Origin of the sequence: Flavobacterium terrae (assembly GCF_900142035.1) — a bacterium.
In the GTDB taxonomy this organism is placed as follows: domain Bacteria; phylum Bacteroidota; class Bacteroidia; order Flavobacteriales; family Flavobacteriaceae; genus Flavobacterium; species Flavobacterium terrae.
Genome location: NZ_FQZI01000005.1, coordinates 148,043 through 174,571 on the forward strand (window position 1 = coordinate 148,043; position 26,529 = coordinate 174,571).

The 26,529-nt window shown below is 30.6% G+C and carries 30 protein-coding genes; 17 read left to right on the top strand and 13 right to left on the bottom strand.

Translation table 11 applies throughout. The features are described from left to right. The first annotated feature begins 148 nt into the window (after positions 1 to 148). Entirely contained in the window at positions 149 to 985 is an 837-nt protein-coding gene (locus BUC09_RS12600) for a hypothetical protein (protein ID WP_143161928.1), read from the top strand. 44 nt (positions 986 to 1,029) lie between these two features. On the opposite strand, the gene BUC09_RS12605 is transcribed toward BUC09_RS12600, so the two are convergent. Both BUC09_RS12605 and sucC read right to left on the bottom strand, forming a co-directional pair. Beyond that, positions 1,030 to 1,368 (bottom strand): hypothetical protein, encoded by a 339-nt coding sequence (locus BUC09_RS12605; protein ID WP_073311958.1) that lies wholly within the window; start codon positions 1,366 to 1,368, stop codon positions 1,030 to 1,032. A gap of 320 nt (positions 1,369 to 1,688) precedes the next feature. Continuing rightward, positions 1,689 to 2,882, bottom strand: coding sequence for an ADP-forming succinate--CoA ligase subunit beta (sucC, locus tag BUC09_RS12610; protein ID WP_073311959.1), 1,194 nt, complete (start codon positions 2,880 to 2,882; stop codon positions 1,689 to 1,691). A gap of 210 nt (positions 2,883 to 3,092) precedes the next feature. Between sucC and lysA the strand changes: the two genes are divergently transcribed. The 15 genes from lysA to BUC09_RS12680 all read left to right on the top strand — a co-directional run bounded on the left by lysA (position 3,093) and on the right by BUC09_RS12680 (position 12,496). After that, positions 3,093 to 4,298, top strand: coding sequence for a diaminopimelate decarboxylase (lysA, locus tag BUC09_RS12615; RefSeq protein ID WP_073311960.1), 1,206 nt, complete (start codon positions 3,093 to 3,095; stop codon positions 4,296 to 4,298). A gap of 94 nt (positions 4,299 to 4,392) precedes the next feature. Next, the gene (locus BUC09_RS12620; RefSeq protein ID WP_073311961.1) at positions 4,393 to 4,881 is read left to right on the top strand and encodes a hypothetical protein; all 489 of its coding nucleotides are present in this window, start codon (positions 4,393 to 4,395) and stop codon (positions 4,879 to 4,881) included. A 627-nt stretch (positions 4,882 to 5,508) separates the two neighbouring features. Beyond that, positions 5,509 to 6,006: a hypothetical protein gene (locus tag BUC09_RS12625; protein ID WP_073311962.1), complete on the top strand. Its 498-nt coding sequence runs from the start codon at positions 5,509 to 5,511 to the stop codon at positions 6,004 to 6,006. Positions 6,007 to 6,045: 39 nt separating this feature from the next. Continuing rightward, complete coding sequence (locus tag BUC09_RS14980; RefSeq protein WP_262487725.1) at positions 6,046 to 6,168, top strand: hypothetical protein; 123 nt, start codon at positions 6,046 to 6,048, stop codon at positions 6,166 to 6,168. A gap of 92 nt (positions 6,169 to 6,260) precedes the next feature. Beyond that, positions 6,261 to 6,578 carry a cytochrome c oxidase assembly factor Coa1 family protein gene (locus BUC09_RS14930; protein ID WP_262487726.1) on the top strand — a complete coding sequence of 106 codons (318 nt, stop codon included), beginning with the start codon at positions 6,261 to 6,263 and terminating at the stop codon, positions 6,576 to 6,578. Positions 6,579 to 6,585: 7 nt separating this feature from the next. Beyond that, positions 6,586 to 7,023, top strand: a complete 438-nt coding sequence (locus tag BUC09_RS12635; RefSeq protein WP_073311963.1) for a DUF1801 domain-containing protein — start codon at positions 6,586 to 6,588, stop codon at positions 7,021 to 7,023. 2 nt (positions 7,024 to 7,025) lie between these two features. Then, positions 7,026 to 7,352 carry a hypothetical protein gene (locus BUC09_RS12640; protein WP_143161929.1) on the top strand — a complete coding sequence of 109 codons (327 nt, stop codon included), beginning with the start codon at positions 7,026 to 7,028 and terminating at the stop codon, positions 7,350 to 7,352. Positions 7,353 to 7,423: 71 nt separating this feature from the next. Then, positions 7,424 to 7,615 (top strand): hypothetical protein, encoded by a 192-nt coding sequence (locus tag BUC09_RS12645; RefSeq protein ID WP_073311965.1) that lies wholly within the window; start codon positions 7,424 to 7,426, stop codon positions 7,613 to 7,615. A gap of 141 nt (positions 7,616 to 7,756) precedes the next feature. Then, positions 7,757 to 9,193 (top strand): MBOAT family O-acyltransferase, encoded by a 1,437-nt coding sequence (locus tag BUC09_RS12650; RefSeq protein WP_073311966.1) that lies wholly within the window; start codon positions 7,757 to 7,759, stop codon positions 9,191 to 9,193. Positions 9,194 to 9,197: 4 nt separating this feature from the next. After that, positions 9,198 to 10,112, top strand: a complete 915-nt coding sequence (locus BUC09_RS12655) for a hypothetical protein (RefSeq protein WP_143161930.1) — start codon at positions 9,198 to 9,200, stop codon at positions 10,110 to 10,112. 145 nt (positions 10,113 to 10,257) lie between these two features. Next, complete coding sequence (locus BUC09_RS12660; RefSeq protein WP_073311968.1) at positions 10,258 to 10,584, top strand: ArsR/SmtB family transcription factor; 327 nt, start codon at positions 10,258 to 10,260, stop codon at positions 10,582 to 10,584. Next, entirely contained in the window at positions 10,574 to 11,068 is a 495-nt protein-coding gene (locus tag BUC09_RS12665; protein WP_073311969.1) for an SRPBCC family protein, read from the top strand. The genes BUC09_RS12660 and BUC09_RS12665 overlap by 11 nt, the downstream gene beginning before the upstream one ends. 88 nt (positions 11,069 to 11,156) lie before the next feature. After that, positions 11,157 to 11,549, top strand: coding sequence for a hypothetical protein (locus tag BUC09_RS12670; RefSeq protein ID WP_073311970.1), 393 nt, complete (start codon positions 11,157 to 11,159; stop codon positions 11,547 to 11,549). A gap of 37 nt (positions 11,550 to 11,586) precedes the next feature. Then, positions 11,587 to 12,156, top strand: coding sequence for a hypothetical protein (locus BUC09_RS12675; RefSeq protein WP_143161931.1), 570 nt, complete (start codon positions 11,587 to 11,589; stop codon positions 12,154 to 12,156). A 31-nt stretch (positions 12,157 to 12,187) separates the two neighbouring features. Beyond that, the gene (locus BUC09_RS12680; protein WP_073311972.1) at positions 12,188 to 12,496 is read left to right on the top strand and encodes a hypothetical protein; all 309 of its coding nucleotides are present in this window, start codon (positions 12,188 to 12,190) and stop codon (positions 12,494 to 12,496) included. A 28-nt stretch (positions 12,497 to 12,524) separates the two neighbouring features. On the opposite strand, the gene pafA is transcribed toward BUC09_RS12680, so the two are convergent. From pafA to BUC09_RS12710, 6 genes are all read right to left on the bottom strand, one after another. Next, the gene (gene pafA, locus BUC09_RS12685) at positions 12,525 to 14,168 is read right to left on the bottom strand and encodes an alkaline phosphatase PafA (protein WP_073311973.1); all 1,644 of its coding nucleotides are present in this window, start codon (positions 14,166 to 14,168) and stop codon (positions 12,525 to 12,527) included. Positions 14,169 to 14,254: 86 nt separating this feature from the next. Next, complete coding sequence (locus BUC09_RS12690) at positions 14,255 to 14,659, bottom strand: hypothetical protein (RefSeq protein WP_073311974.1); 405 nt, start codon at positions 14,657 to 14,659, stop codon at positions 14,255 to 14,257. Between the two features lies 1 nt (position 14,660). Next, positions 14,661 to 15,599, bottom strand: coding sequence for an NAD(P)H-dependent flavin oxidoreductase (locus BUC09_RS12695; protein WP_073311975.1), 939 nt, complete (start codon positions 15,597 to 15,599; stop codon positions 14,661 to 14,663). Positions 15,600 to 15,602: 3 nt separating this feature from the next. Further along, positions 15,603 to 17,237 carry a S8 family serine peptidase gene (locus BUC09_RS12700; RefSeq protein WP_073311976.1) on the bottom strand — a complete coding sequence of 545 codons (1,635 nt, stop codon included), beginning with the start codon at positions 17,235 to 17,237 and terminating at the stop codon, positions 15,603 to 15,605. A 55-nt stretch (positions 17,238 to 17,292) separates the two neighbouring features. Then, on the bottom strand, positions 17,293 to 18,480 hold the full coding sequence (gene mnmA / locus BUC09_RS12705) for a tRNA 2-thiouridine(34) synthase MnmA (protein ID WP_073311977.1): 1,188 nt from the start codon (positions 18,478 to 18,480) through the stop codon (positions 17,293 to 17,295). Positions 18,481 to 18,601: 121 nt separating this feature from the next. After that, positions 18,602 to 19,315 (bottom strand): toxin-antitoxin system YwqK family antitoxin, encoded by a 714-nt coding sequence (locus BUC09_RS12710; protein WP_073311978.1) that lies wholly within the window; start codon positions 19,313 to 19,315, stop codon positions 18,602 to 18,604. A gap of 255 nt (positions 19,316 to 19,570) precedes the next feature. Here BUC09_RS12710 and BUC09_RS12715 point away from each other — a divergent pair, with 255 nt between their 5' ends. Beyond that, entirely contained in the window at positions 19,571 to 20,503 is a 933-nt protein-coding gene (locus BUC09_RS12715; RefSeq protein ID WP_234972630.1) for a fasciclin domain-containing protein, read from the top strand. A 69-nt stretch (positions 20,504 to 20,572) separates the two neighbouring features. On the opposite strand, the gene proC is transcribed toward BUC09_RS12715, so the two are convergent. From proC to BUC09_RS12740, 5 genes are all read right to left on the bottom strand, one after another. Then, complete coding sequence (gene proC / locus BUC09_RS12720; protein WP_073311980.1) at positions 20,573 to 21,373, bottom strand: pyrroline-5-carboxylate reductase; 801 nt, start codon at positions 21,371 to 21,373, stop codon at positions 20,573 to 20,575. A 97-nt stretch (positions 21,374 to 21,470) separates the two neighbouring features. Beyond that, complete coding sequence (gene yidC, locus BUC09_RS12725) at positions 21,471 to 23,351, bottom strand: membrane protein insertase YidC (protein WP_073311981.1); 1,881 nt, start codon at positions 23,349 to 23,351, stop codon at positions 21,471 to 21,473. Positions 23,352 to 23,459: 108 nt separating this feature from the next. Continuing rightward, positions 23,460 to 25,070, bottom strand: a complete 1,611-nt coding sequence (locus BUC09_RS12730) for a CTP synthase (protein WP_073311982.1) — start codon at positions 25,068 to 25,070, stop codon at positions 23,460 to 23,462. 164 nt (positions 25,071 to 25,234) lie between these two features. After that, entirely contained in the window at positions 25,235 to 25,465 is a 231-nt protein-coding gene (locus BUC09_RS12735; protein WP_073311983.1) for a DUF3820 family protein, read from the bottom strand. Positions 25,466 to 25,501: 36 nt separating this feature from the next. Beyond that, entirely contained in the window at positions 25,502 to 26,515 is a 1,014-nt protein-coding gene (locus BUC09_RS12740) for a hypothetical protein (protein WP_073311984.1), read from the bottom strand. Positions 26,516 to 26,529 lie beyond the last annotated feature (14 nt).

Sequence of the window (26,529 nt, forward strand, 5' to 3'; positions counted from 1 at the left end):
CTTTGGTTTACGTAGTTAATTAATTAATATTGCAAAAATATTAACTCTTTAACTAAACATTTGACAGAAAAATACTCATAAAAAAACCTTAACTTAATCACAATAATAAATTAAGCTTAAGTTATAACAACCAAAAACCAAATCTACTATGAAAGCGATAATTGATTTGCTTAAGATGAGTATTTGCAATTGCGAAATTGTAAAAAATAGTTCTATAGGTGTTTGTACAAAATGGAAGAGAGCACAGTTTATAACACTTTCTGAAATCATAGCTGAAACTCTTTCAAATTCAGAACATCTTCAAGGAAAGAAAAGAAATGAGCTAGGTACAACTATATCTAGTATTACGCTTCAACGAATTTTTAATGACGACTATTCTGCAAAAGAAAATCCAGACTTACGTTTTCTAAAAACATTAGATAAACTAGCCATTTTTTTAGGATATTCTTCATTAAATAATTACTTAAAAAATCAATCAAAATCGGAAATCATCAATGAGGTGACAAACAAAAAAAATGTTATTGAAGAAGAAATAAATGATCTTTTTTTTCAAGACATAATCTACAATTATTGTCATTCTGAGTTTCTTTGCATGCAAAAACTTCCAATTGTAGATTTGACACCTATAACAGAATATGTTTTTGAAGATGCACCTTTCAAAAAAAGAATTTCAGATTATTTAGAAAGGCATGCTAAACTAAATTACAAAGTAAACAGTGAGGACAATAGATCAAATTTTGAAGTTTTTGATTTCAAAACCAAACATCTAGATAATGACTTAGTAGTCGCGCAAGTCAATGAATTTTGGAATATAGAATGGTTGGACGAGAACAACAAAATTGCCAAAAACTACAACAAACTAAACAAACAAACCTATTTTATAAAAAAAAGACAAGGTGTTTGGAAAATTTGGGACAATCATAATCCAGATTACAATTATCTTTCGGCTGAAGTCAAAGAACCTCAAGAACAAAACACAATATAAAAAAGGGCTCAAAAAGCCCTTTAATTTTTATCTAAGTCAGAGAACTATTCTGGTTTAAAAGTAACCACAAAAGAATACAACTTTCCTGCAGTCATAATTCCCTTTTCAATTTTTTGATAGCTTAACTTTTGAACAAGGTAGTTTTTAAAAGCTTCATTTTTTGTATTCACTTGTAAAACAACAAGCTCATCATTGTTGTTTACCATTGCAGTAAATCGTATAGTTTCAGCTTTTTCAAATTCTTCAGTAATAGTTAATGAACCAAGTAACTTAGTAATGTTTTTTACAGCTTTTGGATAGTCATCAACAGGCAATACATCATTTGCTTTCGCAAACGTAACATTCAATAATAAAACACCTAATAATAGCATTAATTTTTTCATGTTTTCTTTTTTTTATTTGTTTAAGATTACATTTCAAAATTACTCCAGATATCCATGCAAAAAAGTGTTAATCAATATCTTAACTTACTTTTAATCTTATAAAATGACACATTATCAATCTGTTTAAGAAATTCAAAAAACTTTGACAACCTTACAAATAAGAGAGAAATTTATTACAAAAAATACAATTATAAATTACAATTTAAGAAGCATTATCTTAACTCATCATAAAGGAAACTTAAAAATTTACAATGAGGTAACAAAAAAGCCTTAGTTTTCACTAAGGCTTTTTCTATTATTTTGACAAAAAGTGTCTTTTATTAGCTTAATGCAGCTTTAACTTGATCAGCAGCTTCTTGGAATTGTACTGCAGATAAGATTGGCATACCAGAATTATCGATTAATTCTTTAGCGATTTCTGCATTAGTTCCTTGTAAACGCACAATGATAGGCACTTTAATATCGTCACCCATATTTTTGTAAGCATCAACAACACCTTGAGCAACACGGTCACAACGAACGATACCACCAAAGATATTGATTAAGATAGCTTTTACGTTAGGATCTTTTAAGATAATACGGAAAGCTGTTTCTACACGTTTAGCATCAGCAGTTCCTCCTACGTCAAGGAAGTTTGCAGGTTCGAAACCTGCATATTTAATTAAGTCCATAGTCGCCATTGCTAAACCAGCACCGTTAACCATACAACCAACAGTTCCGTCTAGGTCAACATAATTTAATCCAGCTTCTTTAGCTTCAACTTCAATTGGACGCTCTTCTGTAATATCTCTCATTTCAGCTAAATCAGCGTGACGGTATAAAGCATTGTCATCTAACGATACTTTAGCATCAACTGCCATGATTTTGTTATCAGAAGTTTTTAATACTGGGTTGATTTCAAACATTGAAGAGTCTGAACCAATATAAGCTTTGTATAAAGCATCAACAAATTTTACCATTTCTTTGAATGCTTCACCAGATAAACCTAAGTTGAAAGCAATTCTTCTAGCTTGGAAACCTTGTAAACCTACAGCAGGATCAATTTCTTCAGTAAAGATTTTCTCTGGAGTGTGCTCTGCCACTTCTTCAATATCCATACCACCTTCAGTAGAATACATGATCATGTTACGACCTTTACCACGATTTAATAAAACCGACATGTAAAACTCTTTAGTTTCACTTTCACCTGGATAATATACATCCTCAGCTACTAATACTTTATGAACTCTTTTACCAGTTGGAGATGTTTGAGGCGTAATCAAATCCATTCCAATGATTTGACCAGCGATTTCCTGAACTTGCTCTAAATTTTTAGCCAACTTCACTCCTCCTCCTTTTCCACGACCACCAGCGTGAATTTGAGCTTTAATTACGTGCCAACCTGTTCCAGTTTCTGCCGTAAGTTGTTTTGCTTTTGCAACCGCTTCCTCAGCGTTATTCGCCACATAACCACGTTGAACACGCACTCCGTAGCTTGCTAATATCTGTTTTCCTTGATATTCGTGTAAATTCATAATGTATCTTTTGACTTTAATAAAGTGCAACAAAAATAATAAATTCCTAAACAATTTTACACTTAAAATCACTTTCTTTTTTGTGTGATTTTTTAAATATATTTTTTATCAATTGTCTTAAATATAACTTTTTGTTATTTTTTTATATTATTTGTTTAATAATTTTATTCTAAATTTATATAAACCTATTTTTGCCAAAAATTAAAAGAAATGGAAACGCAACAACTTTTACAAATTGCAAATGAATTTGGAGCTCCTATTTATGTATATGATGCCCACAAAATTGAATCACAGTATCATAGATTAACTTCAGCTTTTTCTAAGGTTGAAAAACTTCGTATAAATTATGCTGTTAAAGCTTTGTCTAACATTTCTATCTTAAAACTTTTTAAACAACTAGGTTCAGGATTGGACACAGTTTCTATTCAAGAAGTACAATTAGGACTTCGCGCTGGTTTTTCACCAGAAAGCATTATTTATACACCTAATGGTGTTTCTATGGATGAAATTGAAGAAGTAGCTGCTTTAGGAGCACAAATCAACATCGATAACTTGTCAATATTAGAGCAATTCGGAGCAAAACATCCCAAAACCCCAGTTTGTATCCGAATAAATCCTCATGTCATGGCCGGCGGAAATTCGAACATATCCGTAGGCCATATTGATAGTAAATTTGGCATTTCGATACACCAATTACCACACATCCTTCGCATTGTAGAAAACACCGGAATGCACATTAACGGAATTCACATGCATACAGGATCTGATATTTTAGATATTGAAGTGTTTTTATATGCTGCCGAAATTTTATTTGATACAGCAAAACATTTCAAAGAACTAGATTTTATCGATTTTGGAAGCGGATTTAAAGTGCCCTACAAAAAAGGTGATATTGAAACCAATGTGGAAGAATTAGGCAGAAAACTAACAAAACGATTCTTGGCTTTTGAGAAAGAATATGGTCGTGAACTTACATTGGCCTTTGAACCAGGTAAATTTTTAGTAAGTGAAGCAGGATTCTTTTTGGCGAAAGTAAATGTGGTAAAACAAACGACATCGACAGTTTTTGCAGGAATTGATAGCGGATTTAACCATTTAATTCGTCCTATGTTTTATGGTTCTGAGCACTATATAGAAAACATTACACATCCTAAAGGAAAAGAACGATTCTATTCTGTAGTAGGATATATTTGTGAGACCGATACTTTTGCCACCAACAGACGCATTGCTGAAATTAAAGAAGGTGATATTTTAAGTTTTAGAAATGCTGGAGCCTATTGTTTTAGCATGTCCTCTAATTACAATTCACGATACAAACCGGCAGAAGTACTTTGGAAAGATGGAAAAGCCCATTTGATACGACAAAAAGAAAACTTCAATGATTTACTACTAAACCAAATAGAACTTGAGTTCTAGCAACAAATCCCTAATCAATGATTAGGGATTTTTGTTTTTATAGAAGTTGAGATTAATAGTAGTTACGTATATTTGATTATAAAGTTTAAATAAAATGATTAATTTCTCAGAAATCAAAACAGAAAATTTAAAAGACACCTTCTATTTGTTTGGTATATTTTCAACTTTTATTATTAGTATTGTAACCTTAAGTATTGCTATTAAAAATAGAAAAAACTCTTTGCGAGAGAATTTATATAAAGAACAATTTAATTTTGTTTCAAAATTAACATCTGAATTTTATCATCTTCATTCAGAATTAACTAAAATCAATAACGGTAAAGAGATCGCAATAAATGAAATTGAAGAAAAAATTGAAAATATTTTTAGTGTAATGTTTTCAAACACTCATCTCGGTTGCGATAATGTATTAATTAAAGCTTCTACAACTTTAGATTCCGTAAATGTTTTTTTAAAAAGCTCTGAAACTAAAAAAGAAACATTTGAAAATTATTTTAAAAATTTCGGGGAGTTAACCAATATAATTAGAAATCAAATGGGAGTTCATCCATTATCTAAAGAAAATGAAAAATTATTTAGATAAAATCAAGCTACATTTTTATGTTTAACATTGCAATAAGTCAAAAAATGAATTAACCCTATTGTACGGAAATATTTTCAGTACTCAGAAAAGTGATATAAAGACGAAAATGCATTTACTAAAGACCTTGAAAAATATTAAATGAAGAAAATATTAATTGGAACGGTTTACTCAATCATTGCTTTTGCTATAATATCATATATTACAGTAATGTGTTCTTTATTATCCACTACTCTCGGTGATTTAGGTAAACCTGTAACAAATATTGGTTTCCCTTTAAAGTATTATTACCAGTTTTGGTGTCGAGGTTCTGACTCACCAAATTGCGGCTGGAAATTAGAATATTTCATTTATGACTGTTTAATCACTTGGGTAATTACTCTTGTTATTTATTTTCTTTTAACGAGGAACAAAAAGCATAACTGTAAGTAGAATGGTTAGCAATAATTACTAAACAATCTATTTTGAAAAACACTTAAGAATCTTAAATTCTCGAATTATGATTTGAATTTAAACAACAAATTAAAAATTATTGCTTTAAAAGAAATGTGTAAAAAAGAAATCAAAAAAAGATTTTGAACAATTATAAATCCTAAATTGAACTACTTACAAACTAGATAAAAACATAATATGAAGATACATTTAACATTAGCAATTTCATTATTATTTTCTATAAATAATTTTAGTCAAAACAACAGAAAAGCGTTTACACTAGAAATTGCTGCAAATGAAACTCAACAATATAAAGCTGAAATACCTGAAAGCCCTTATTTTGTTAAGGAAAAAATACTTCAAATATATTGTGGAGAAAAAGTTTTTATCGAATGTGAAATTGCAAAAGATACAATTTCAACGATGAAAATAGTTGAGAAAAATATCAATCCAAAAAAGACAATTGAAATTGAATTTACTCAGGACAGTAAAGATAGAAAAGACATAAGCACGATGCTTGTAGTTAAAAATCCTTTTGATAAAAAACTAAATTACAATGCAATTATGTATACACCAATAAGTCAAACATGGAAACCAACCAGTATAATTCCAATTAGACCTAAACTACAGAATTTTGAAACTTGGCCACATGCAATTATAACTCTTGTTCTGGAAGGGTGGCGCTTTGAAAATTAAGCATAAAATATAACACAGATTAAATTCAATATCAGAACTATGGCAAAAAACAAAACAACAGCTACAGAAATCAACGTCATCGACTTTATCAATTCGTATGTTAATAATGAGCAAGAATTTTTAAAAAACAAACCAAACGATAAATTATGGATAATGAATTAGTTGTAAAAAGGAATTGGTGGAATTGAAACTGGAAATGGTTTGTTCCGCTTTCAGGATTTATATTAATAATTTTTATAATCCTTATTTCTAGTATAAATGATTTATCTGATTTTGCACAGACTTATGCTGATCCATCAATTTATCAAAACGCTATAAATCAGGCTAACAAAAACGAAAATGTTATTCTAAGTTTAGGAGAATTGCAACCAATCGATAATTTAGCTATTTTAGAAGGTAATTCTTCTTACTCAAATGACAATAAAACTGCAAGTATAAGTGTGCGTGTGAATGGAACAAATGGAAAAGCAAAAATGGATATTGTTGCGAATAAGATTGAGAATAAATGGGAATATCAAAAAATTAGAATTAGGATTAAAAAATCAAACAAAGAAATTGAAGTAATAAACTAACACAACTATGGCCAAAAACAAAACCACAGCTACAGAAGTTCATGTCATCGACTTTATCAATTCGTATGTAGATACTGAGCAAAAAAAGGCAGATAGCTTACAACTTATTGCATTAATGAGTGAATGGTCAGGTTTTGAGCCTAAAATGTGGGGGCCAACTATCATTGGATTTGGGAGTTATCATTATAAATACGCCAGCGGTCATGAAGGTGACGCGCCGTTAATTGGATTTTCACCACGAAAAGCGGAGTTTTCGTTGTATGTTTTTTCAGCCACAGAAGAGAACAAACATTTGTTAGACAATCTTGGCAAATTCAAAATGGGTAAAGCCTGCATATACATAAAAAAACTATCAGACATCAACATTGATGCTTTAAAAAAGATATGCGAAGCAACTTTTGACTATCTTGAAAAACTTCATGAATGCGCTTGCAGACAAAAATAAACATGAACAAATACTTTAAAATTTTCGTTTTAGCTTTTTCATTATTAGCAACTGGAGAATCATTCTGTCAGCAAGTAAAAAACAATTATACTAAAACTATCTACTCTATTGAAGGTGATTTAAATCGTGATGGAATTGCTGATTTAGTTACAGTAAAACAAGACTCTGCAAGTAAATACAAACCACATTTATTGGAAATTAAGTTTAAAAAAAGTGATGGTCAATACGAAATCGTATTTACATCTGAAAAAACGTTATGGGAAATTTACCCAGATGGCGACTATAATACAGCTGCTCATTTAGAAGATTTGCAAATAAAAAAAGGGTAATAATATTCACCAATCAATATATAAGAGGTAACACTAAGCATAAATTTAGATATCAAAACGGAAATTTTGAATTGATTGGCTATACTGCAAATGGAGGCGGGCCTGGTCTGGTAGATTATGTAGACTACAATTTGATAACAGGAACAAAAATTACACATTACAACCCGTCTGATGATCCTAAAATTAAGAAAAAGACAACTATAGAAAAAATATCTCCGCTTCCTAAGTTACAAGATTTAAAACCACTTTCATTTGATTACTAAATCAAATTTTAAAAACCTTTCTTTAAAAAAAAATAATAATCTTCCTTACTTTTGCACAAAATGTCGCTACAAAATATCTAAGATTTGAGTATCCAAAAGCTACATTATTAAATTAATTATCACTTAAGGATAGACATCTAAATGCTTTTTAACTCATTAAATTTTGCAATTTTCTTACCAATAGTTTTTATTCTCTATTGGTTTGTAGCAAAAAATAATGTAAAATTTCAAAATGTCTTATTACTTATAGCAAGTTACTTTTTCTATGCTTGTTGGGATTGGCGTTTTATGTTTTTACTGATGTTTTCTACTTTGTTGGATTATGTAACTGGGTTAAAAATGCAAAATGCAGAGAATCAAAAAGGAAAGCGTTTTTGGTTTTGGCTTAGTATCATTACAAACCTTGGTTTTCTGGCTGTTTTTAAATATTACAATTTTTTTGCTGAATCTTTTACTAAAGTAGTATCACAAATTGGCTGGGAAATTAGTCCAATGCTAATAAATGTAATTTTACCTGTTGGAATTTCATTTTACACATTTCATGGATTATCTTATGTAATTGATATTTACAATAACAAAATCAAAGCTGAAAAAAACATTATTGACTATGCAGTATTTGTAAGTTTCTTTCCTTTACTCGTAGCTGGACCAATTGAAAGAGCCACGCACCTACTTCCTCAAATCAAAAAAGAAAGAAAGTTTGATTACACAAAATCTGTAGATGGATTAAGACAGATTCTTTGGGGATTATTCAAAAAAATAGTTATTGCAGATAGTTGTGCTGAATATGTTAATTTAACTTTTAACAGTTCTATTGAAGTTTCAGGAATTGACTTACTTATTGGAGCATTCTTTTTTTCTTTTCAGATTTATGGAGATTTTTCTGGTTACTCTGATATCGCCTTAGGAACTGCCAGATTGTTTGGGATTGATTTATTAAGAAATTTTGCTTTCCCATACTTTTCTAGAGATATCGCTGAATTTTGGAGACGTTGGCACATTTCATTATCATCTTGGTTTAAAGACTATTTATACATACCACTAGGCGGTAGTAAGGGTGGAAATTGGATGCGAATAAGAAATACTTTCATCATTTTTATTGTAAGTGGATTTTGGCATGGAGCCAATTGGACATTCATTGCTTGGGGCATTTTAAATGCTCTTTTTATCATGCCCTCAATTCTATTTAAAAGCAATAGAAACAATATTGAAATTGTTGCCAAAGGAAAATATCTACCTTCATTAAAAGATTTTATTCAAATTAGTATCACTTTTACTTTGGTCACTTTTTTATGGATATTTTTTAGAGCTGAAAATATTACTCATGCCTTTAACTATATTTATAATATCTTTTCAATATCATTTTTCACAATACCAACTATTCTTTCTAAAAGATTAGCATTATTAATTACATTTTTAATGTTTATTGAGTGGGTTGGAAGAGATGAACAATATGCTATCGCTAAAATAGGCTTGCAATGGAATAAGATTATGAGATGGAGTTTTTATCTTGCTATAGCTTACACGGTTATGCTTCATTTTGGGTCAAAAGAAGAATTTATTTACTTCCAATTTTAAAGCTATGAAAAAATTAATTAAACAAGTATTTATTTTCACCTTTATTATTACTGTTCTTTTTACAATAACTCTTTTAAGAGCAAATAATGGTTATAGTGATCCTTTCTATAAAAGATTTACATCTCCTAAACAGGAAAGTTTAATAATTGGAACTTCAAAGGCAGCACAAGGACTACAACCTAGTGCTTTTAAAAAATATTTCAGTAAAAACATTTATAACTATTCATTCACTATAGTCCACAGCCCATATGGAATAGTATATTACAACAGTATAAAAAAGAAGCTTAAAGAAAATACAAAAAATGGTTTGTTTATTCTAACAGTTGATCCATGGAGTATTTCGAGTAATACCAAAAATCCGAACGATTCAAAAAATTTTACTGAAAATGATTTATGTTTAGCTTACACCTCAAGTGTGAATATCAATCCAAATTTAGAATACATATTTGAAAAATTTTCCGGCAAATATTACAAACTATTTAGTCAAACAGACAAAAGCATGTTCTTACATGATGATGGATGGCTTGAAGTAACTGCAGAAATGGATTCATTATCAGTTACTAAAAGGAAAAATGAAAAAATAAATACTTATAAAAAAGAAAATCTTCCAAACTTTAAACTTTCAGAATTCAGATTAAAATATTTGAAAAAAACCATTCAATTTTTAAAATTACATGGGGATGTATATTTGCTTAGAATGCCTATACATCCAGATTTTTTTAAATTAGAACAAAAATTAATGCCTCAGTTTAACGAGGTAATTTCAGAAATAGTTCCTTTAACAAACGGGTACTTAGATTTAACTACTACAAATTCTAAATACACATATATTGATGGAATCCACTTATGGAAAGAATCTGGCTTATTAGTTTCTGAAGTGGTTGCAAATTGGGTTGCTAAAAAGGAAAAATCAGAATAATTCTAATAAATAATTCCTTCTAATCTTTAAAAAAAATTATTACTCTTTCAATTTCAAAAAATAAAAAAACTTAAAAACATTTGCGCAACCGAATAGTTTCATTTATATTTGCAACTGAATGGTTTCGTAATTTAATTTTAAACCAATGAGAAGAGATGTTTTTCAGGCGATAGCAGATCCCACAAGAAGAGCCATTATCGCCTTAATAGCAATAGAGGCAATGACTCCTAATGCTATAGCAGATAATTTTAATACGACAAGGCAAGCGGTTTCAAAACACTTACGTATTTTGACTGAATGTGAACTGGTAAAACAAGAACACCAAGGCCGAGAAATTTATTATTCTCTCCAGATTGATAAAATGAAAGAAATAGACAACTGGCTGGAACAATACCGAAAAATTTGGGAAACCAGTTTTAATCAACTTGATAATCTATTAACAACTATTAAAAAAAATAACAATGGAAAATAACTTATTATTCGATTTCATCGTTGACAAAGAGGCGAAAACAATAATCATTAAAAGAGAATTCGCTGCAGAGCTTTCATTAGTTTGGGATGCCTTTACTACTGCAGAACTGCTTGATCAATGGGTAGCTCCAAAACCTTGGACAGCTAGAACGAAATACATGAATTTTAAAGAAGGCGGTAAAAGATTTTACGCTATGGTAAGTCCAGATGGTCAGGAATTTTGGGCCATTCAAGAATTTAGTGCTATAAAGCCAAAAACAAATTTTAAAATGTTCAATGCTTTTGCAGATGAAAATGAAAACCCGCAATTACCAGGTTCAGACTGGGATTATGTTTTTACTGAACTAGAAGGCAAAACGAATGTATGCATTACAATCTTCAATGAATCACGTGAACGCATGGAAAAAATGATTGAAATGGGCTTCAAAGAAGGATTTACAGCATCGATCGACAATTTAGAAACTTTGTTAGAAAGCCTGAAATAATCAAAACTTTATAGCTCACTTATTTATATTTGCACCTATTAATAATAACAAATCTCATGAAAAGTGAGGTAATAACATTTATCTAAAAATGAAAAAAAACCTATTAACCCTGACCTTTTTATTACTAAGTTACATTGGATTTAGCCAAGACATAAAATTCAAAGATGACTTTGTTTTAATAGATGGCAAAGAATGCCTTAAAATTAATGATTCAGATCCTAATAATGTATCAATACTTGATTTACAAGGAAATGAAATAGTATTCTTAAAATTCATACACAACAGTAGATACGCAAGACTTTATACCAAAATAACATTTTTAGATCAAAAACTCACATTCACTTCAGCTTCATATATTTTCACTAAAAAATTATTGATTAAAAAATTATTAGCTGATAACACTTTAGAAAACTGTGCATTGAACAATGAAAAAGTGGAAAAATTTGTTCTAAAATATGATGAAAATGTAGAACGAAATTAAACTACACAACAAATCATCATTGTAAATATATTGAGATATGAAAATAGAAAAGTTTTTAGTGTTTTTTATTATGGTTTTTTACTCATGTGATAAACCATACAAAATAATCAACGATGAAGACTTTACAAAACTTAGTATCCAAAAGAAACTAATCAAAAATTCTAAATACTCAGTGTACATAGCTGGTGATTCTGCATCAGACCCTTATCCAAATTTATTAGTAAAGTCTAACAAATTATATCTTTTTGATAATGATTGTGAGTTAGTAAATGACTCAATAATTCATTATAATAACCTAGAGTTTATAATTGACGAGTATAGTGATTACAGAAAAGAAGGTATTTGGGTTTATACAGACTTCTATACAGAAGGAAATTTTATTTTTAAAACTAATGGAATGAAATTCAATTCAGATTCAATCCCTAGAAATTGGAAAGGAAAATTACCAAAACAAGAAGGAATATATTATTTTGAAAACAATAAGCTAAAATTGATTTCAAAAGTCCAATCAGAAGAAGAGTTTAAGAAAAACGGAAAAGACGGATTTTATTACATCCCAAATAATGGAAAACTTTTCAAAAAGATTAACCTAGCTAAATTAGATTAGAGTTTTAATAGCCATCAAAAAATATTAAATCATGATTAATGTATCTGTCTACTACCAAGTGAAACCTGAATTTGTAGCAACAAATAAAGTAAACATTGAAAAGTTCTTAAATGACTTTAAAAATCTAGATAGTAATAAATTTAGCTATAGTATTTTTTTAAAAGATGATGGAGTAACTTTTGTTCACAATTCAAGCTATACTGATGCTGAAATCCAAAAAGAAGTTTTAAATGTTCCATCATTTTTAGAATTTCAAAAACAAAGAGATGATAGTGGATTAAACAATTCTCACAAAGTTGAAGTCTTAGAATTCATTGGTTCTTCAAAAAAGATTTTATAATAAAAAAGCCCCTTTAAAGAGGCTTTTTTTACTTATTAAATATTTCTGTCATCACCTTTGCTTCGGTAGCATTTGGGAAAGTGATTTTTAATTTTTGTGCTAATGTTGGAGCAATTTGAGTTATTTCTTTTTTCTCATGAGATTCTCCTTTTTTAATATCCCAACCAAAGAAAATACAAGGTACGTGTGTATCATAACTGTAAGGCGTACCGTGTGAAGTACCTGTTCCAATATATTCAATATAACCTGGTTTATCAAGAATAATTAAATCTCCGTTTTGATTAGGGTCATACCCTTTAAACATAAAGTTTAAATAATAATCGTTTGCAGAAGGCGAAAGAATTTCTTCTTCAGTATACACTCTACGAACATGTTTTTGAGACATTAAAAACTCTTTGAATGCTTGCTTTACCCTAACCAATTCCAAGCCTTTAGCTTTAATTTTTTCTTTATCAAAAAATACATTATAATTAGAGTAATTTAGCAACAAATCGTCTCCAAAATAAGTTTTAGAAAATTCGGCCATAGCCATTTCTAAATTCTTTTCACTTATGTTTTCTACTTCGTATTTGTTGTCTTTTAAATGGTTTACGTTCTCTGCTCCAGCGTGATCTGCAGTTAAGAAAACTAAGTAATTTCCTTTCCCAACCTTAACATCTAAGTATTGTAAAAATGAACCTATCGTTTGATCTAAACGTAAATAAGTATCTTGAAGCTCAATTGAACGTGGCCCAAATGTATGTCCCACATAATCTGTAGATGAGAAACTAACCGTTAAAAAATCTGTAATATTATCTGCTCCCAAACCTTCGTTATCGATTGCTCTTACCGCAAAGTCTGCCAATAAATTATTACCATATGGACTTGTACGTAAAACACCTGCATCGTTAGCATCCATCATTTCTTTCATGTTATAAGGAAAAAAAGCAGCTTTTTTGTACATTTTACCTTCATAAGGATTATCATCTGGAAGACTTTCATTATAAACTTCTTTTGGTTTTAAAAGTCCCCAACCTTGATTAATATATCTTTCGTAATTTTTTTCATTATTAAAAGTAGTCACCCATGATGGTAATTCTTTTCCATAAAAAGTACTTGAAATAAAAGATCCAGTTTTACTATACCAAAAAGCAAAATTTGCAAAATGTCCTGCTGGCAATATTGCCCCACGATCTTTTATACTGATCCCGATTACTTTCCCTTTAAAATTTGTTGCCAAACGAAGTTCATCAGTAATAGTAGTTGCTTGCAAATTCTTGGGAGACATTTGACCTTCCTTTTCTGTACCATTACCAATTGTTTGTACCGAAGCATCATCAGTACAATATACGTCTTTACCTAAGGTTCTGTGAAACCATTCATTACCTACAATACCATGACTAGCCGGAGTTGTTCCAGTGTAAACCGAAGCATGCCCAGGAGCTGTATAAGTGGGCATATAATTGTAATGCATATTATGAAATGTGAATCCGTTATTCAACAAACGTTTGAATCCATTCTCTGTAAAATCATCAGCAAAACGATATAGATATTCCATTTTCATTTGATCAACCACAATTCCAACCACAAGTTTTGGTCTATTAAGAGTTTGAGTTGAATTTTGTTGTGTCTGTTGTTGCGCAAACAAAACAACACTAAATAAAATATTTATAGCCAGTAGTATTTTTTTCATTTTTATCTATTAAGATTAATTTATTCAAACAAATAGTATGCCTGAGCACAAAGGTAAAAAAATCCCCTCACTTATGAGGGGAACTTCTATTTTGTATATTTCATGTTATAGACCAAAATTCTTCCTTGGTGCCTAACATATAATTGATTGGTATTATTTGATTTTCTGGTATGAATTTCTACACGACATTTTTCTCCGTCTTGATCAGTACAATTAAATGAAACAATATCTTTTCCATCTACAGTTACTTTGTCATTATACTCATATATTCTGTAAAACTGAACCAATTCAGAATATACCGCAATTAGATTTTTTTTAGAATCTAAAGTAGCTACAATCTTTGCTTCTCTAAATGGTGTAAAAGGACTCCATTTTCCGTCTTGCTTTACAGACATTGCTACTTCTGAAATTTCAAATCTATAATTTTGGCTAAATGCTTTTGTAGTAAATAGAATCGAAAATAAAAAAACGATTAAAATTGATTTTTTCATATTATAATTGAGGAATATTATTTTTTGCGTTTTCAAATTCAGTAACCATATCATTTATAATTTCGGCTACTGGTTTAATATCTTTTATTAGGCTTGCAATTTGACCAATTTCTAATTCTCCTTCCACCAAATCTCCTTCAAACATCCCTCTTTTCGCTCTAGCTCTTCCTAGAAGTGTTTTTAGATCATCAACCGATGGACATTTAGAATACAATTCTTGTACATCGTTATAAAATTTATTTTTGATCAGTCGCACAGGTGCCAATTCTTTCAAAGTCAGCTGCGTCCCTCCTTCTTCTAAATCAACTATAGTTTTCTTGAAATCATCATGAGCAGAACTTTCTATAGAAGCAGCAAAACGAGATCCTAGCTGAACCCCATCGGCTCCTAAAACCATAGCAGCTAACATTCCTCTTCCTGTAGCAATACCTCCAGCAGCAATCAATGGAATATTGATTTTCTCTTTAACCATAGGAATTAATGTCAAAGTCGTGGTTTCTTCACGTCCATTATGTCCTCCAGCTTCAAATCCTTCAGCAACAATTGCATCGACACCAGCTTCTTGAGCTTTTAATGCAAATTTTGAACTACTAACTACATGAACAACAGTGATTCCTTTTTCTTTTAAAAAACTTGTCCATGTTTTAGGATTTCCAGCAGAAGTAAAAACGATTTTTACACCTTCTTCAACTATAATATCCATTATTTCTTCAATGTTTGGATACAACATTGGCACATTTACTCCAAAAGGCTTGTTGGTTGCTTTTTTACATTTCTGTATATGCTCTCTTAAAACATCTGGATACATTGATCCAGCTCCTATTAGACCTAATCCTCCTGCATTACTAACTGCACTTGCTAGTTTATAGCCACTATTCCAAATCATTCCTCCTTGAACGATTGGATATTCAATATTAAAAAGTTGTGATATTTTATTCATTCATTATTGTTTGATTAGCTTTCCAGAAACTTTATTTTGATCGTTAGAAAGCGTATAAAAGTACATTCCTGAGTTTAGATTTTGAACGTCTAATAATTGTTTTTGTTGCAGAATTTTTTCTGTTTTTACTCTTTGACCAACAGAATTAAAAAGTTCAAATTGCGAATTAAGTAAATTTTCAGGTAGTGAGACTACAAAAGAATCATTTACTGGATTAGGATACAAGGCAATTTTTTCTTTTTCAAAATCATTTAGAGATAAAGCATTATTAAGTGCTAGCTGAAAATCTGGAATACCAAATCCGTAATTATTGTTAGGTGTAACAATTGAAGTAGCATACCTATCAGCAGAAGCTTTGACTAATTGTACAATTTCTGAATTCTTTTTATTTGGAAAAGCTGACCAAAAAGAAGCAATCGCCCCAGCTAAAATAGGTGAAGAAAATGAAGTACCATTTGCTGTTGTAATTGTGCCTGAAGTACTTGATATAACTGATGATGTACCCATAGCCATTAAATCAGGTTTCATCCTTCCGTCTCCAGTTGGACCTATTGAACTAAAACCAGATTTTGTTTCAGTTGAAGTAACAGAACCTACTGTAATCGCATGAAGTGCATCTGCAGGAGTGCCAACATGAGGCTCGGCAGTTCCTCCTTCATTTCCAGCAGAAATAACACATATCATACCTCTAGAAAAAGCTATATCAACGGCCCTAGAAGCTACTGATGTTTGACCATTCATCATTGCATATGTATAACTATAGGCAGAATTATCAAAACCAAAATAACCTAAAGATGAATTTACAACATCTACACCAAGTCTATCAGCTTCTTCAACAGCTTCTACCCAATTTGACAACTCTAATGGAGTCTCACTAGCAACATCTTCTGTAATAAACAAATAATAAGAAGCATCTGGTGCAGTACCTATTAAGTTAGTTGCATTTGCCCCTATAGTTGATAATACATTTGTTCCATGAGAATTACCTGTGTAGAAATTTGTTGAATTATTTACAAAATCATATCCTCCAAGAATCAAACCTCTATTGCGCAAACTAGCAAATGGAGCTGCGGTATTTACTCCAGGAAATCCTGCATCCAAAATTGCTACAACTTTACCTTGCCCCGTATAATTTTGTTGATGCAAAATATGACAATTTAACATTTGCACTTGTATAGCAGAATTACCGTAATTATAATTTGTTTGAGTATTTTTTATATCCAACCATTTGTTTATATAACTAGTCTTATTTGATTGATCAGAAACTTTGCCAGTTGGATTCAAAGAATGATTTGCATATTGGACATGATCAACAAAAGATAAACCTGACAATGCTGCAATATTAGCTTGTGTCCCTCTGATATGAAGCATATTTAACCACTTAGATTTTGCTAATACTGTAATACCATTAGATGCCGCAATCTGATTTACATAAGGTTGATGTAATGGAGCATCCTTGATGTCTAATGCTATGTTTTGAACTGTTCTCCTATCTAAAGAACGTTGCGATAACTCAGATAAGGGGTTTGAAAAAAAAGCACTAGCATTAGGCTTATCATTAAAGAAAACCCAAGCATCTTCTTGTGAAAAGGATGCAATAGATATAAAGCAAAATAGGATAAGTAATTTAGTTTTCATTGGGTATGGTTTTGATTTTCAAATATACACAACAAGCTTCTTAAAAAACAACATTTTAAGAAATTACTCCAGAACCTATTAGCTCTTCTCCTATATGCCATGAAACAAATTGACCTTCTGTGATTGCAGATTGAGGTTGCTCAAACTCAACATACATACCATTATCAAATTGATGAAGTGTTGCTTGTTGCAATTCTTGACGGTATCTAATTCTTGCTTTAACCTTAAGTGTTTCGCCTGATTTCAAACACAAATCAGGTCTAATCCAATGAACTTCATCATTCGCTACAAACAGTGCTTTTTTGAATAATCCAGGATGATTATGTCCTTGACCAGTATATATTGCGTTCGTTTCAATGTCTGTTGCAATGATAAATAAAGGCTCTTTAGTCCCTCCTACATTTAATCCTTTACGTTGACCAATTGTATAATAATGAGCTCCTTGATGTTTACCTACTAACTTAGCAACATCTGGAGTGTAATGAATATTTGAAGCTTCATATTTCAATTTTTCTTCAACTGAATCAAAGTTAATTTGATTTTCTTGATACAGTTCATTTTGAGCAGAAACTTCGTAAATCAAACCTTCTTTAGGTTGTAATTGTTGTTGCAAAAATTCTGGCAAACGTACTTTTCCAATAAAACAAAGTCCTTGAGAATCTTTCTTTTCGGCAGTTACCAATTCCATTTTGGCAGCTATTTCTCTTACTTCAGGCTTAGTTAGTTCGCCAATTGGAAATAGTGCTTTCGCCAATTGATCTTGAGATAATTGACAAAGAAAATAAGATTGATCTTTATTTCCGTCGATACCAGCTAAAAGTTGATACATTGGTTTACCATCAATTTCTATTTCTCCTTTACGACAATAGTGTCCAGTAGCCACATAATCTGCACCAAGAGATAAAGCAATTTTCATGAAAACATCAAACTTAATTTCACGATTGCACAATACATCGGGATTAGGAGTACGACCTTTCTCATACTCACTGAACATGTAATCAACTATCTTTTCTTTGTAATGTTCACTTAAATCAACTGTTTGAAAAGGTATTCCTAATTTTTGAGCTACTAACAAAGCATCATTACTATCCTCTAACCATGGACATTCATTCGAAATAGTCACAGAATCATCATGCCAGTTCTTCATAAAAAGGCCAATTACTTCATAGCCCTGCTCTTTTAATAAATAAGCAGCAACACTAGAATCTACACCTCCTGATAAACCAACGACAACTCTTTTCATGAAATTAATTTTAAGGGTGCAAAGTTAAAAATATTTATTGTTACTATTTCATTACAAATATAAAAGCCACCTATTCAGATGGCTTTTTAACAAAAGTTTAAAACACTTTAAGTTTTTATCGTTATTTTTTCTTTTTTGCTTCACTAGGCTTTTTATAACCATTTATTGTATCAGCATTCATTTGACGAACCAATTTTCCTTTTTCATAATACTTCCAGATTCCTTTTTTCTTATCTGCTTTAAACGCACCTACAACCACTAAATTTCCATACTCGTCATATACCTTATAAGGACCTTGCATTACCCCATTTACAAAAACAGATTCTTCAATAAGTTTACCTTCTTTATTATATTTTTTTGAAGTGCCATGTTTTAGACCGTTTTTGTATTCCACTTCTTCTCCCAGAATACCATTAGTATAAAAAACTTTTCGAATACCTTCAATTTTATCTTTTATATAATTTTCTGTAGTCATAATTGTTTTTGCTCCTTTATGATAGTATTTCCAAACACCATCTCTAAGCTTACCAATCACATTTCCTTCACTAACTTTGTTTCCTTTTTCATCAAAGAATGTTGTATAAGCATTTCCTTTTTCATCAAAGTTTCTGGTTGCCATTACAATTTTTTTGTCACTATTGGCATAATAGGTAAAAACTCCTTGTTCCTTACCATCAATAAAGTTTCCTTCATAACGTAATAACTTTGATCCTTCATAATACCCTTTCCATAAACCTTGGCGCTCTCCTTTTTCATTTGTTTGATTCTCTTTAGTTTGAGCAAAAGCTAATGAATTTAAAATTAGAGATGCTATAATTAATGTTAATCGTTTCATTTTATCTGTTTTTCAAAAATAAACTCAAAAGTATTGGATTTATTTTTCGGTTACAAAAATTAAGCCAATTACTTAGAAAAGTTTAACAAGCACAATAGCTAACTTTTTGATTCAATGAAGTTTATTGTTAATAAAATTATAAATTTTATTTTTTTTGTTTAACTTTTTTTAATTTTAGTTAAACAAAAAATAAAACTATTGTTTAATAAACTAAAAATCAATATTATGAAATTATCTAAAAAATTAAATTTTTTTATGTCATTAATCCTTGGAGGATTAGTAATTACTTCATGTAGCGATGATGACAATTTTAACACACCACCAGTAGACAATAACAACATAACTGCTATTGCTTACAAAACAGAAAATTTATCAATACTTGCACAAGCTTTAACTAAAACAAATTTAGATGGAACATTAAGAGCTAAAGGTTCATACACTGTTTTTGCACCAACAAACACAGCATTCACAACCTTTTTAAACGCAAATGGTTTTGCTAATTTAGATGCGGTACCTACGCCAGTCTTAAAAGAAATTTTACTAAATCATGTTGTCTCAGGAGCGTTACAATCATCATCTTTGACTACTGGATATGTAAAAACTTTAGCTAAAGGAAATGCGTCCTCTACCAACACTTTAAGTATGTTTATTAATACATCTAGCGGAGTTAGGTTAAACGGTGTAGCATCTGTAACAACTGCAAATGTTTTAGCTACTAATGGAGTTATACATGTTGTCGATGCAGTTATTGGATTACCAACTATTGTTACTCATGCAACTGCAAATCCTAACTTTTCTACTCTAGTAGAAACATTAACAAGTGCTGGACAACCAGATTTTGTCTCAATCTTATCTGGCACAGGACCTTTTACTGTATTCGCTCCAACAAATACAGCATTTTCAAATCTAAACACGGAACTAGCTCCAGGAGGTATTGCAGGAGTATCTTCTTCAAATTTAACCAAGGTCTTACAATACCACGTAGTAAGTCCTGCCAATGTGCTTTCTAGTACATTAACTAATAATTTATCTGTAACAACTATTCTTGATCAAAATTTCACTGTAAATCTTAACCCTGCTAGAATTACAGATGTAAATGCAAGAGTAAGTAATATTACTGCGGTTGATGTTCAATGTAGTAATGGTGTCATACATGTACTCGACAAAGTTTTATTACCAAATTTCTAAAAAAAAGCCCTCATATGAGGGCTTTTAAATTCTTACTCATTCTGTATAATGAGTATAACCATTGTCTTATTAAGAACCTAATTCAATAGCCCTTTGATTTGCTGCTTGCATTGCTTTTTCAATAATTTTATTTATTGATTGAGACTCAAAAACTTTTAAAGCACTTTCTGTCGTTCCTCCTTTTGAAGCCACTTTCATAATTAATTCTTCATTAGATAAATCACTGGCACTTTGAAGATTTATAGCACCTAGAAAAGTTTGATGCACTAAAACTTCTGCTTCCGAGGAAGAAAATCCAAATTTTTCAGCTGCTTTAATCATTGCATTCATAAAATAAAACACATAGGCAGGTCCGCTACCTGAAACCGCTGTAGCTGGATTAATCAGAGATTCATCTTCAACATAGATTGACTTTCCTGTTGTATTAATTAGATTTTGTACGATGAACAAATCTTTTCTATCTGTTTCCACAGAGGCAGAAAAAACCGTCATTCCCAAACCAATTTGAGTCCCTAAATTTGGCATTGAACGAATTACTTTCTTAACTGCCAGTTTCTCTTTAATTTTTTCAATTGAAACTCCAGCCATTACAGATAAAATAACTTGCTCATTGTTAAGTAATCCATTAAATACAGAAACTACCGAATCAAAATCTTGAGGTTTAGTTGACAAAATTACTATATCTACATTTTCAATTTTTGAATTTGGACTTGTTTGAAAATTGTCCATGGGTATACCAAAAGTCATTTCCGGTTTGGGGAGTGTTCTTGTCACAACATAAATATCATCACTTTTAATAAAGCGTGACTTAATAAAGCTACTGGCAAATGTTTTGCCAAGATTTCCAAAACCGACAATGGCAATTTTCATTATTACTTTTTTTAAAAATTAAACAAAGAAAAAATCCCTGCTTTGAGACTTTACAAGAATCAAAGCAGGGACTGTATTTTAAGGAATCTAATATATATTATTTATTTCCTTTCGCTTTTTTTTGCGCTTCAGCTTGTTCCATGGCTTCTTGTAATTTTTGCTGGAACTTGCTGGGCTTTTTAGGCTCTTTTAATTTATTTTCTTGAATTTGAGCATGAATTTTTTCTTCATTCACTACATAGTTTTTGATGTAGAACATAATTCCTAATGTCATAATATTAGAAAATAAGTTATACAAACTTAAACCAGAACCGTAGTTGTTGAAGAAAATTAACATCATTACAGGAGAAATATAAATCATCATTTTCATGATTTTACTCATGTCTGGCATACCTTCTTGTTGTGGGGCTGCCATTTGTTGATCTCCAGTAGTATATTTCATGTAGAAGAAAATCGCAATTGCTGCTAAAATTGGGAACAAACTCACGTGATCTCCATATAATGGAATATTAAATGGTAATTTTAAAACCGAGTCATACGATGATAAATCTTTTGCCCATAAGAAACCTTCTTGTCTTAACTGTAAAGCCGATGGGAAGAACTGGAATGATGCATACATAAACGGCAACTGAATAAGTGCTGGAATACAACCTGCCATTGGGTTAACCCCTGCTTTATTGTATAACTTCATTGTTTCTTGCTGACGTTTTACAGGATCTTTAAATTTTTCGTTTAATTCGTTTAACTCAGGACGTAATACTTTCATTTTTGCTTGAGACAAAAACGACTTATAAGTAATAGGTGCCATTGCTAATTTTATTAAAATAGTAAATAAAATAATAGCAATACCATAAGAAATATATTTGCTTAGAAATCCGAATAATGGAACGAAAATAAATTTATTAATCCATCCAAAAATTCCCCATCCTAAGGGAATAATTTCGTCTAAATTTTTATCGTAACTATTTAAGATTTTATAATCTGAAGGTCCATAAAACCAATTCATCTTATAATCAATCTCTCCGTTTTTAAACGCTAATGGTAAAGTAGCTTTAAAATCTTTTGTATAAACAGTATCAACTTTTACATCCTTAACTAAATTATCTGTAGCTAATTTTGCTGTTTTAAAAGGTGTATCTGTTAATAATATTGATGTGAAGAAATGTTGTTTGAAAGCTACATAAGTAACATCTTCAATTTCTTCTTCCTCTTTTGATTGATTTAGATAATTATCTTTTCCCCCATCATGCTCATAGATAACTTCTGTATAACGGTTTTCATAAGCAACGCTTTTTTCATTGCGAAACGTTTTCAAGTTCCACTCTAAATTAGCAGCATTTGAAGTATTTAAAACCGAAGCCAATCCATGTGAACGAACATCAAAATCTAACATATAATCGTTAGCCTTCAAAACATATTTGTATTCTAAAAATTGGTTTTCTCCAGCTTTTAATTTCATAGAAAGCACTTGATTACCATCAACTTTTGTAAGTGTTGGTTCAAAAAACACATCTTTAGTATTAACAGTTTTACCTTCTTTAGTCTGTAAAGCAATATTTAACCCCGCATTATTATCTTTAATTAGCTGAACTAACTTGCCATCCTTATCAATTGACTTGTATTTTTTTAATGTTGCATCAACGATATAACCACCCTTGTTAGCAATTTTTAAAGTCACTAATTCATTTTCGATAGTAGTGAACTCATTTTTTGCTGATGGCAACGATGCTGAATAAGCAAAGCTTCCTAAAGTGGCTTGCATAGCAACCGAAACTTTTGTAGAATCTGCTGTTGCTATTGTAGTTGCAGCAACTGTTTTTTGAGATTGTTCTTTGGCTTTAGCAGCTTGTTCTTTCTTGGCTTTTTCAGCATTAATTTCAGCTTGAGTAGGCTGATTTTGATACATGATCCACATCATAATACCAAAGATTAATGCAAATCCGATGATTGAATTAAGGTCTAATTTTTTTTGTTCCATTTTAATTTCGGCCTAAAGCATTAGGCTTTAAGCTGTAAGCTATATTTGTTTTAATTTTTCAAAAAAAGTTACAGTAAAAAAAGACTCTTCGCCAAGCTTAGAGCAATTTTACTTTTTATTTTTTACAGCTGCTTCCACAAATTTTACAAAAATTGGATGCGGATTAGCTACTGTACTTTTATATTCTGGATGGTATTGAACACCAATAAAGAAAGGATGATTATCCAATTCTATTACTTCAACCAAACCAGTATCAGGATTTATACCTGATGCTTTTAAACCAGCATTTTGCAATGCTTCTAAATAATCTCCATTAAATTCATAACGATGACGGTGACGCTCCAAAACATCTTGTTTTCCATAAATTTTGTGTGCCAATGTATTTTCTTCCAAATGACATTTCCATGCACCTAAACGCATAGTTCCTCCTTTGTCTGTAATACTTTTTTGTTCTTCCATCAAGTTGATAACCGGATTAGAAGTATTTTGATTCATTTCTGTAGAATTCGCATCAGCATGTCCTAAAACATTACGCGAATATTCAATTACAGCCATTTGCATTCCTAAACAGATTCCAAAGAAAGGAATTTTGTTCTCTCGTGCATAACGTACAGTTTCAATTTTACCTTCGATTCCTCGTTCGCCAAATCCCGGTGCAACAAGTATACCATCCAATCCTTTTAACTGATTTTCTGCCGTTTTGGCATCTAAATGTTCAGAATGAATAGAAACTACGTTTACTTTTGTCTCATTTGCAGCACCCGCGTGAATGAAAGCTTCTAAAATAGATTTATATGAATCCTGTAATTCAACGTACTTTCCTATCAAACCAATGTTGATTTCATGCTTAGGATTTTTAAATCTATGTAAAAACTCATTCCATTGTTTTAAATCTGGAGTAGCTTTTTCTGGTAAATCAAGCTTTTTCAAAGCAACTTTATCCAAGCCTTCTTCCAACATTAAATTAGGAACGTCATATATGGTTGAAGCATCAATAGATTGAATTACTGCTTCTTTCTTTACGTTACAAAACAAAGCTAACTTTTGACGTAAATCCTGAGACAACTCATGCTCTGTACGACAAACTAAAATATCTGCTTTGATTCCGCTTTCCATCAACGTTTTAACCGAGTGTTGCGTAGGTTTTGTTTTTAATTCCCCAGCAGCAGCTAAAAATGGCACTAAAGTCAAGTGAATTACAATTCCGTTGTTTTCACCTAATTCCCAAACCAATTGACGAACAGATTCTATATATGGTAACGATTCAATATCACCAACAGTCCCCCCAATTTCCGTAATAACAATGTCATAGTCACCACTTTGACCAAGCAACTGCATACGTTCCTTGATTTCGTTAGTGATATGTGGTACTACCTGAACTGTTTTTCCTAAGAATTCTCCTCTTCTTTCCTTTTCAATAACCGAAAGATATACTCTTCCTGTCGTTACATTATTTGCTTGTGAAGTAGGAACATTCAAAAAGCGCTCGTAGTGTCCTAAATCTAAATCGGTTTCCGCTCCATCATCAGTTACATAACATTCTCCGTGTTCATAAGGATTTAGTGTTCCTGGATCCACATTAATATACGGATCGAACTTTTGAATAGTCGTTCGGTAACCTCTTGCTTGCAATAATTTTGCTAACGAAGCTGCAATAATCCCTTTTCCTAAAGAAGAAGTTACACCTCCGGTAACAAAAATATACTTTGTTTGATTCATTGTATTGTGTTGTTGTGTTGTTGCCCTTTGCTTCGACTACGCTCAGCATAAACTAAGCTCAGGGTAAATTTAGTTGTTGTTCTGATTTTAAATTAAAACCGCGCAAAAATACAATTATTAATTGATATTAAGCAATGCCTATTTGACAATTATTCGTTAAGAAATTATGGCTTTGGAAAGTTTCTTTTAATATTACGAACTAGCTCTTCGAGTCCGTTAAGTTTAAGTTCATGAACCAGTTTAAGTTGATCACCCAATTGTCCCTTAGGGAAACCTTTTTGAGAATACCAAACTACATAGTATTCTGGTAAGTCTATAAGATAACGCCCTTCGTATTTCCCGAAAGGCATTTTTGTATGTGCGAGTTTTATGAGGAGATCTTGATTGGAAGCCATTGTAAATAATCAAAAAATTAAAATTACAACTATATCTTAAAGATTTCGAGGTCTAATTTGATTTAACTTCAAATCAAAAATTTTATTTTTTTCAGTAACTATATATAAATCCGATTCTTTTCTATTTAGAAGTATTTTTTCTTTAGTTTTTACAATATCACCATCATAAACATCAATATTACTAGAATACTCTAAGGATTCAATCTTAAATTTATTAGTAGGTTCTATTACCCATTCAAATTTAACAAAATCATACACCCCCATCTTTCCCTTAATTGTAACTATTGAAAATCCTAAAGCTTTTATTAATTGCAAATCAAGAATTTCATTAAAACTTACTTTTGAAGAGTTTGTATTACCAAATATTGATTGAATTTTATAATTATTTTCTTTATCCTCAGTTACAAAAAAAGCCTCATTCTCATCTCTATACAAAAATTCCGGCTGAGACACTTTGCTTTTTAACTCCTTAATAATTTTTCCACTTTGATCCACAATAGTAAAATGATCATCCATTGTTGCTAAAGCATAATTGATATTATTAATTTTAAAAAAATCACTTAATCTCGTATCAGATTTTTTATTGTCATAAAATTTCTTGTTATAAGAAATTAAATTATTTTGCTTATCGACCTCAAACCCATCAATCTCTTTAACTTTTTTTATTTCATTATTTGAAAAATTAAACGCTACTTCTGCAAGAACTGTATCAGGTAATTCAATCTTAAACTTTTCTTCTATAACATATAATCTCAAACGACAATTTTCAAAATTTAAATTTTTTGATTCAAAATCTGATTCAAAATCTAGATAAATATATGGACTGAAGAATTTATATTTTTTTAAAACTGGTTCTACAACTTTATTTCCAGTCGTTAAATCAAAATAACCCCAAAGTTTACTTTCTTCAGAATAATATGGTAGAATTTTTTTTGAATCATACTTTTCAATATTTGATATAATTTTATTCTTCACAAACTCAAAGCATTTATTTTGAGCTACAACACTAAAATTAGCAACTATCAAAAAGAATAAAAAATGATTTTTCATTATAGAAAATTAAG

Coding starts and splice junctions, on each gene's coding strand:
- BUC09_RS12600 (WP_143161928.1), top strand. CDS start 149: ATGAAAGCGATAATTGATTTGCTTAAGATGAGTATTTGCAATTGCGAA.
- BUC09_RS12605 (WP_073311958.1), bottom strand. CDS start 1,368: ATGAAAAAATTAATGCTATTATTAGGTGTTTTATTATTGAATGTTACG.
- sucC (WP_073311959.1), bottom strand. CDS start 2,882: ATGAATTTACACGAATATCAAGGAAAACAGATATTAGCAAGCTACGGA.
- lysA (WP_073311960.1), top strand. CDS start 3,093: ATGGAAACGCAACAACTTTTACAAATTGCAAATGAATTTGGAGCTCCT.
- BUC09_RS12620 (WP_073311961.1), top strand. CDS start 4,393: ATGATTAATTTCTCAGAAATCAAAACAGAAAATTTAAAAGACACCTTC.
- BUC09_RS12625 (WP_073311962.1), top strand. CDS start 5,509: ATGAAGATACATTTAACATTAGCAATTTCATTATTATTTTCTATAAAT.
- BUC09_RS14980 (WP_262487725.1), top strand. CDS start 6,046: ATGGCAAAAAACAAAACAACAGCTACAGAAATCAACGTCATCGACTTT.
- BUC09_RS12635 (WP_073311963.1), top strand. CDS start 6,586: ATGGCCAAAAACAAAACCACAGCTACAGAAGTTCATGTCATCGACTTT.
- BUC09_RS12640 (WP_143161929.1), top strand. CDS start 7,026: ATGAACAAATACTTTAAAATTTTCGTTTTAGCTTTTTCATTATTAGCA.
- BUC09_RS12650 (WP_073311966.1), top strand. CDS start 7,757: ATGCTTTTTAACTCATTAAATTTTGCAATTTTCTTACCAATAGTTTTT.
- BUC09_RS12655 (WP_143161930.1), top strand. CDS start 9,198: ATGAAAAAATTAATTAAACAAGTATTTATTTTCACCTTTATTATTACT.
- BUC09_RS12660 (WP_073311968.1), top strand. CDS start 10,258: ATGAGAAGAGATGTTTTTCAGGCGATAGCAGATCCCACAAGAAGAGCC.
- BUC09_RS12665 (WP_073311969.1), top strand. CDS start 10,574: ATGGAAAATAACTTATTATTCGATTTCATCGTTGACAAAGAGGCGAAA.
- BUC09_RS12670 (WP_073311970.1), top strand. CDS start 11,157: ATGAAAAAAAACCTATTAACCCTGACCTTTTTATTACTAAGTTACATT.
- BUC09_RS12675 (WP_143161931.1), top strand. CDS start 11,587: ATGAAAATAGAAAAGTTTTTAGTGTTTTTTATTATGGTTTTTTACTCA.
- BUC09_RS12680 (WP_073311972.1), top strand. CDS start 12,188: ATGATTAATGTATCTGTCTACTACCAAGTGAAACCTGAATTTGTAGCA.
- pafA (WP_073311973.1), bottom strand. CDS start 14,168: ATGAAAAAAATACTACTGGCTATAAATATTTTATTTAGTGTTGTTTTG.
- BUC09_RS12690 (WP_073311974.1), bottom strand. CDS start 14,659: ATGAAAAAATCAATTTTAATCGTTTTTTTATTTTCGATTCTATTTACT.
- BUC09_RS12695 (WP_073311975.1), bottom strand. CDS start 15,599: ATGAATAAAATATCACAACTTTTTAATATTGAATATCCAATCGTTCAA.
- BUC09_RS12700 (WP_073311976.1), bottom strand. CDS start 17,237: ATGAAAACTAAATTACTTATCCTATTTTGCTTTATATCTATTGCATCC.
- mnmA (WP_073311977.1), bottom strand. CDS start 18,480: ATGAAAAGAGTTGTCGTTGGTTTATCAGGAGGTGTAGATTCTAGTGTT.
- BUC09_RS12710 (WP_073311978.1), bottom strand. CDS start 19,315: ATGAAACGATTAACATTAATTATAGCATCTCTAATTTTAAATTCATTA.
- BUC09_RS12715 (WP_234972630.1), top strand. CDS start 19,571: ATGTCATTAATCCTTGGAGGATTAGTAATTACTTCATGTAGCGATGAT.
- proC (WP_073311980.1), bottom strand. CDS start 21,373: ATGAAAATTGCCATTGTCGGTTTTGGAAATCTTGGCAAAACATTTGCC.
- yidC (WP_073311981.1), bottom strand. CDS start 23,351: ATGGAACAAAAAAAATTAGACCTTAATTCAATCATCGGATTTGCATTA.
- BUC09_RS12730 (WP_073311982.1), bottom strand. CDS start 25,070: ATGAATCAAACAAAGTATATTTTTGTTACCGGAGGTGTAACTTCTTCT.
- BUC09_RS12735 (WP_073311983.1), bottom strand. CDS start 25,465: ATGGCTTCCAATCAAGATCTCCTCATAAAACTCGCACATACAAAAATG.
- BUC09_RS12740 (WP_073311984.1), bottom strand. CDS start 26,515: ATGAAAAATCATTTTTTATTCTTTTTGATAGTTGCTAATTTTAGTGTT.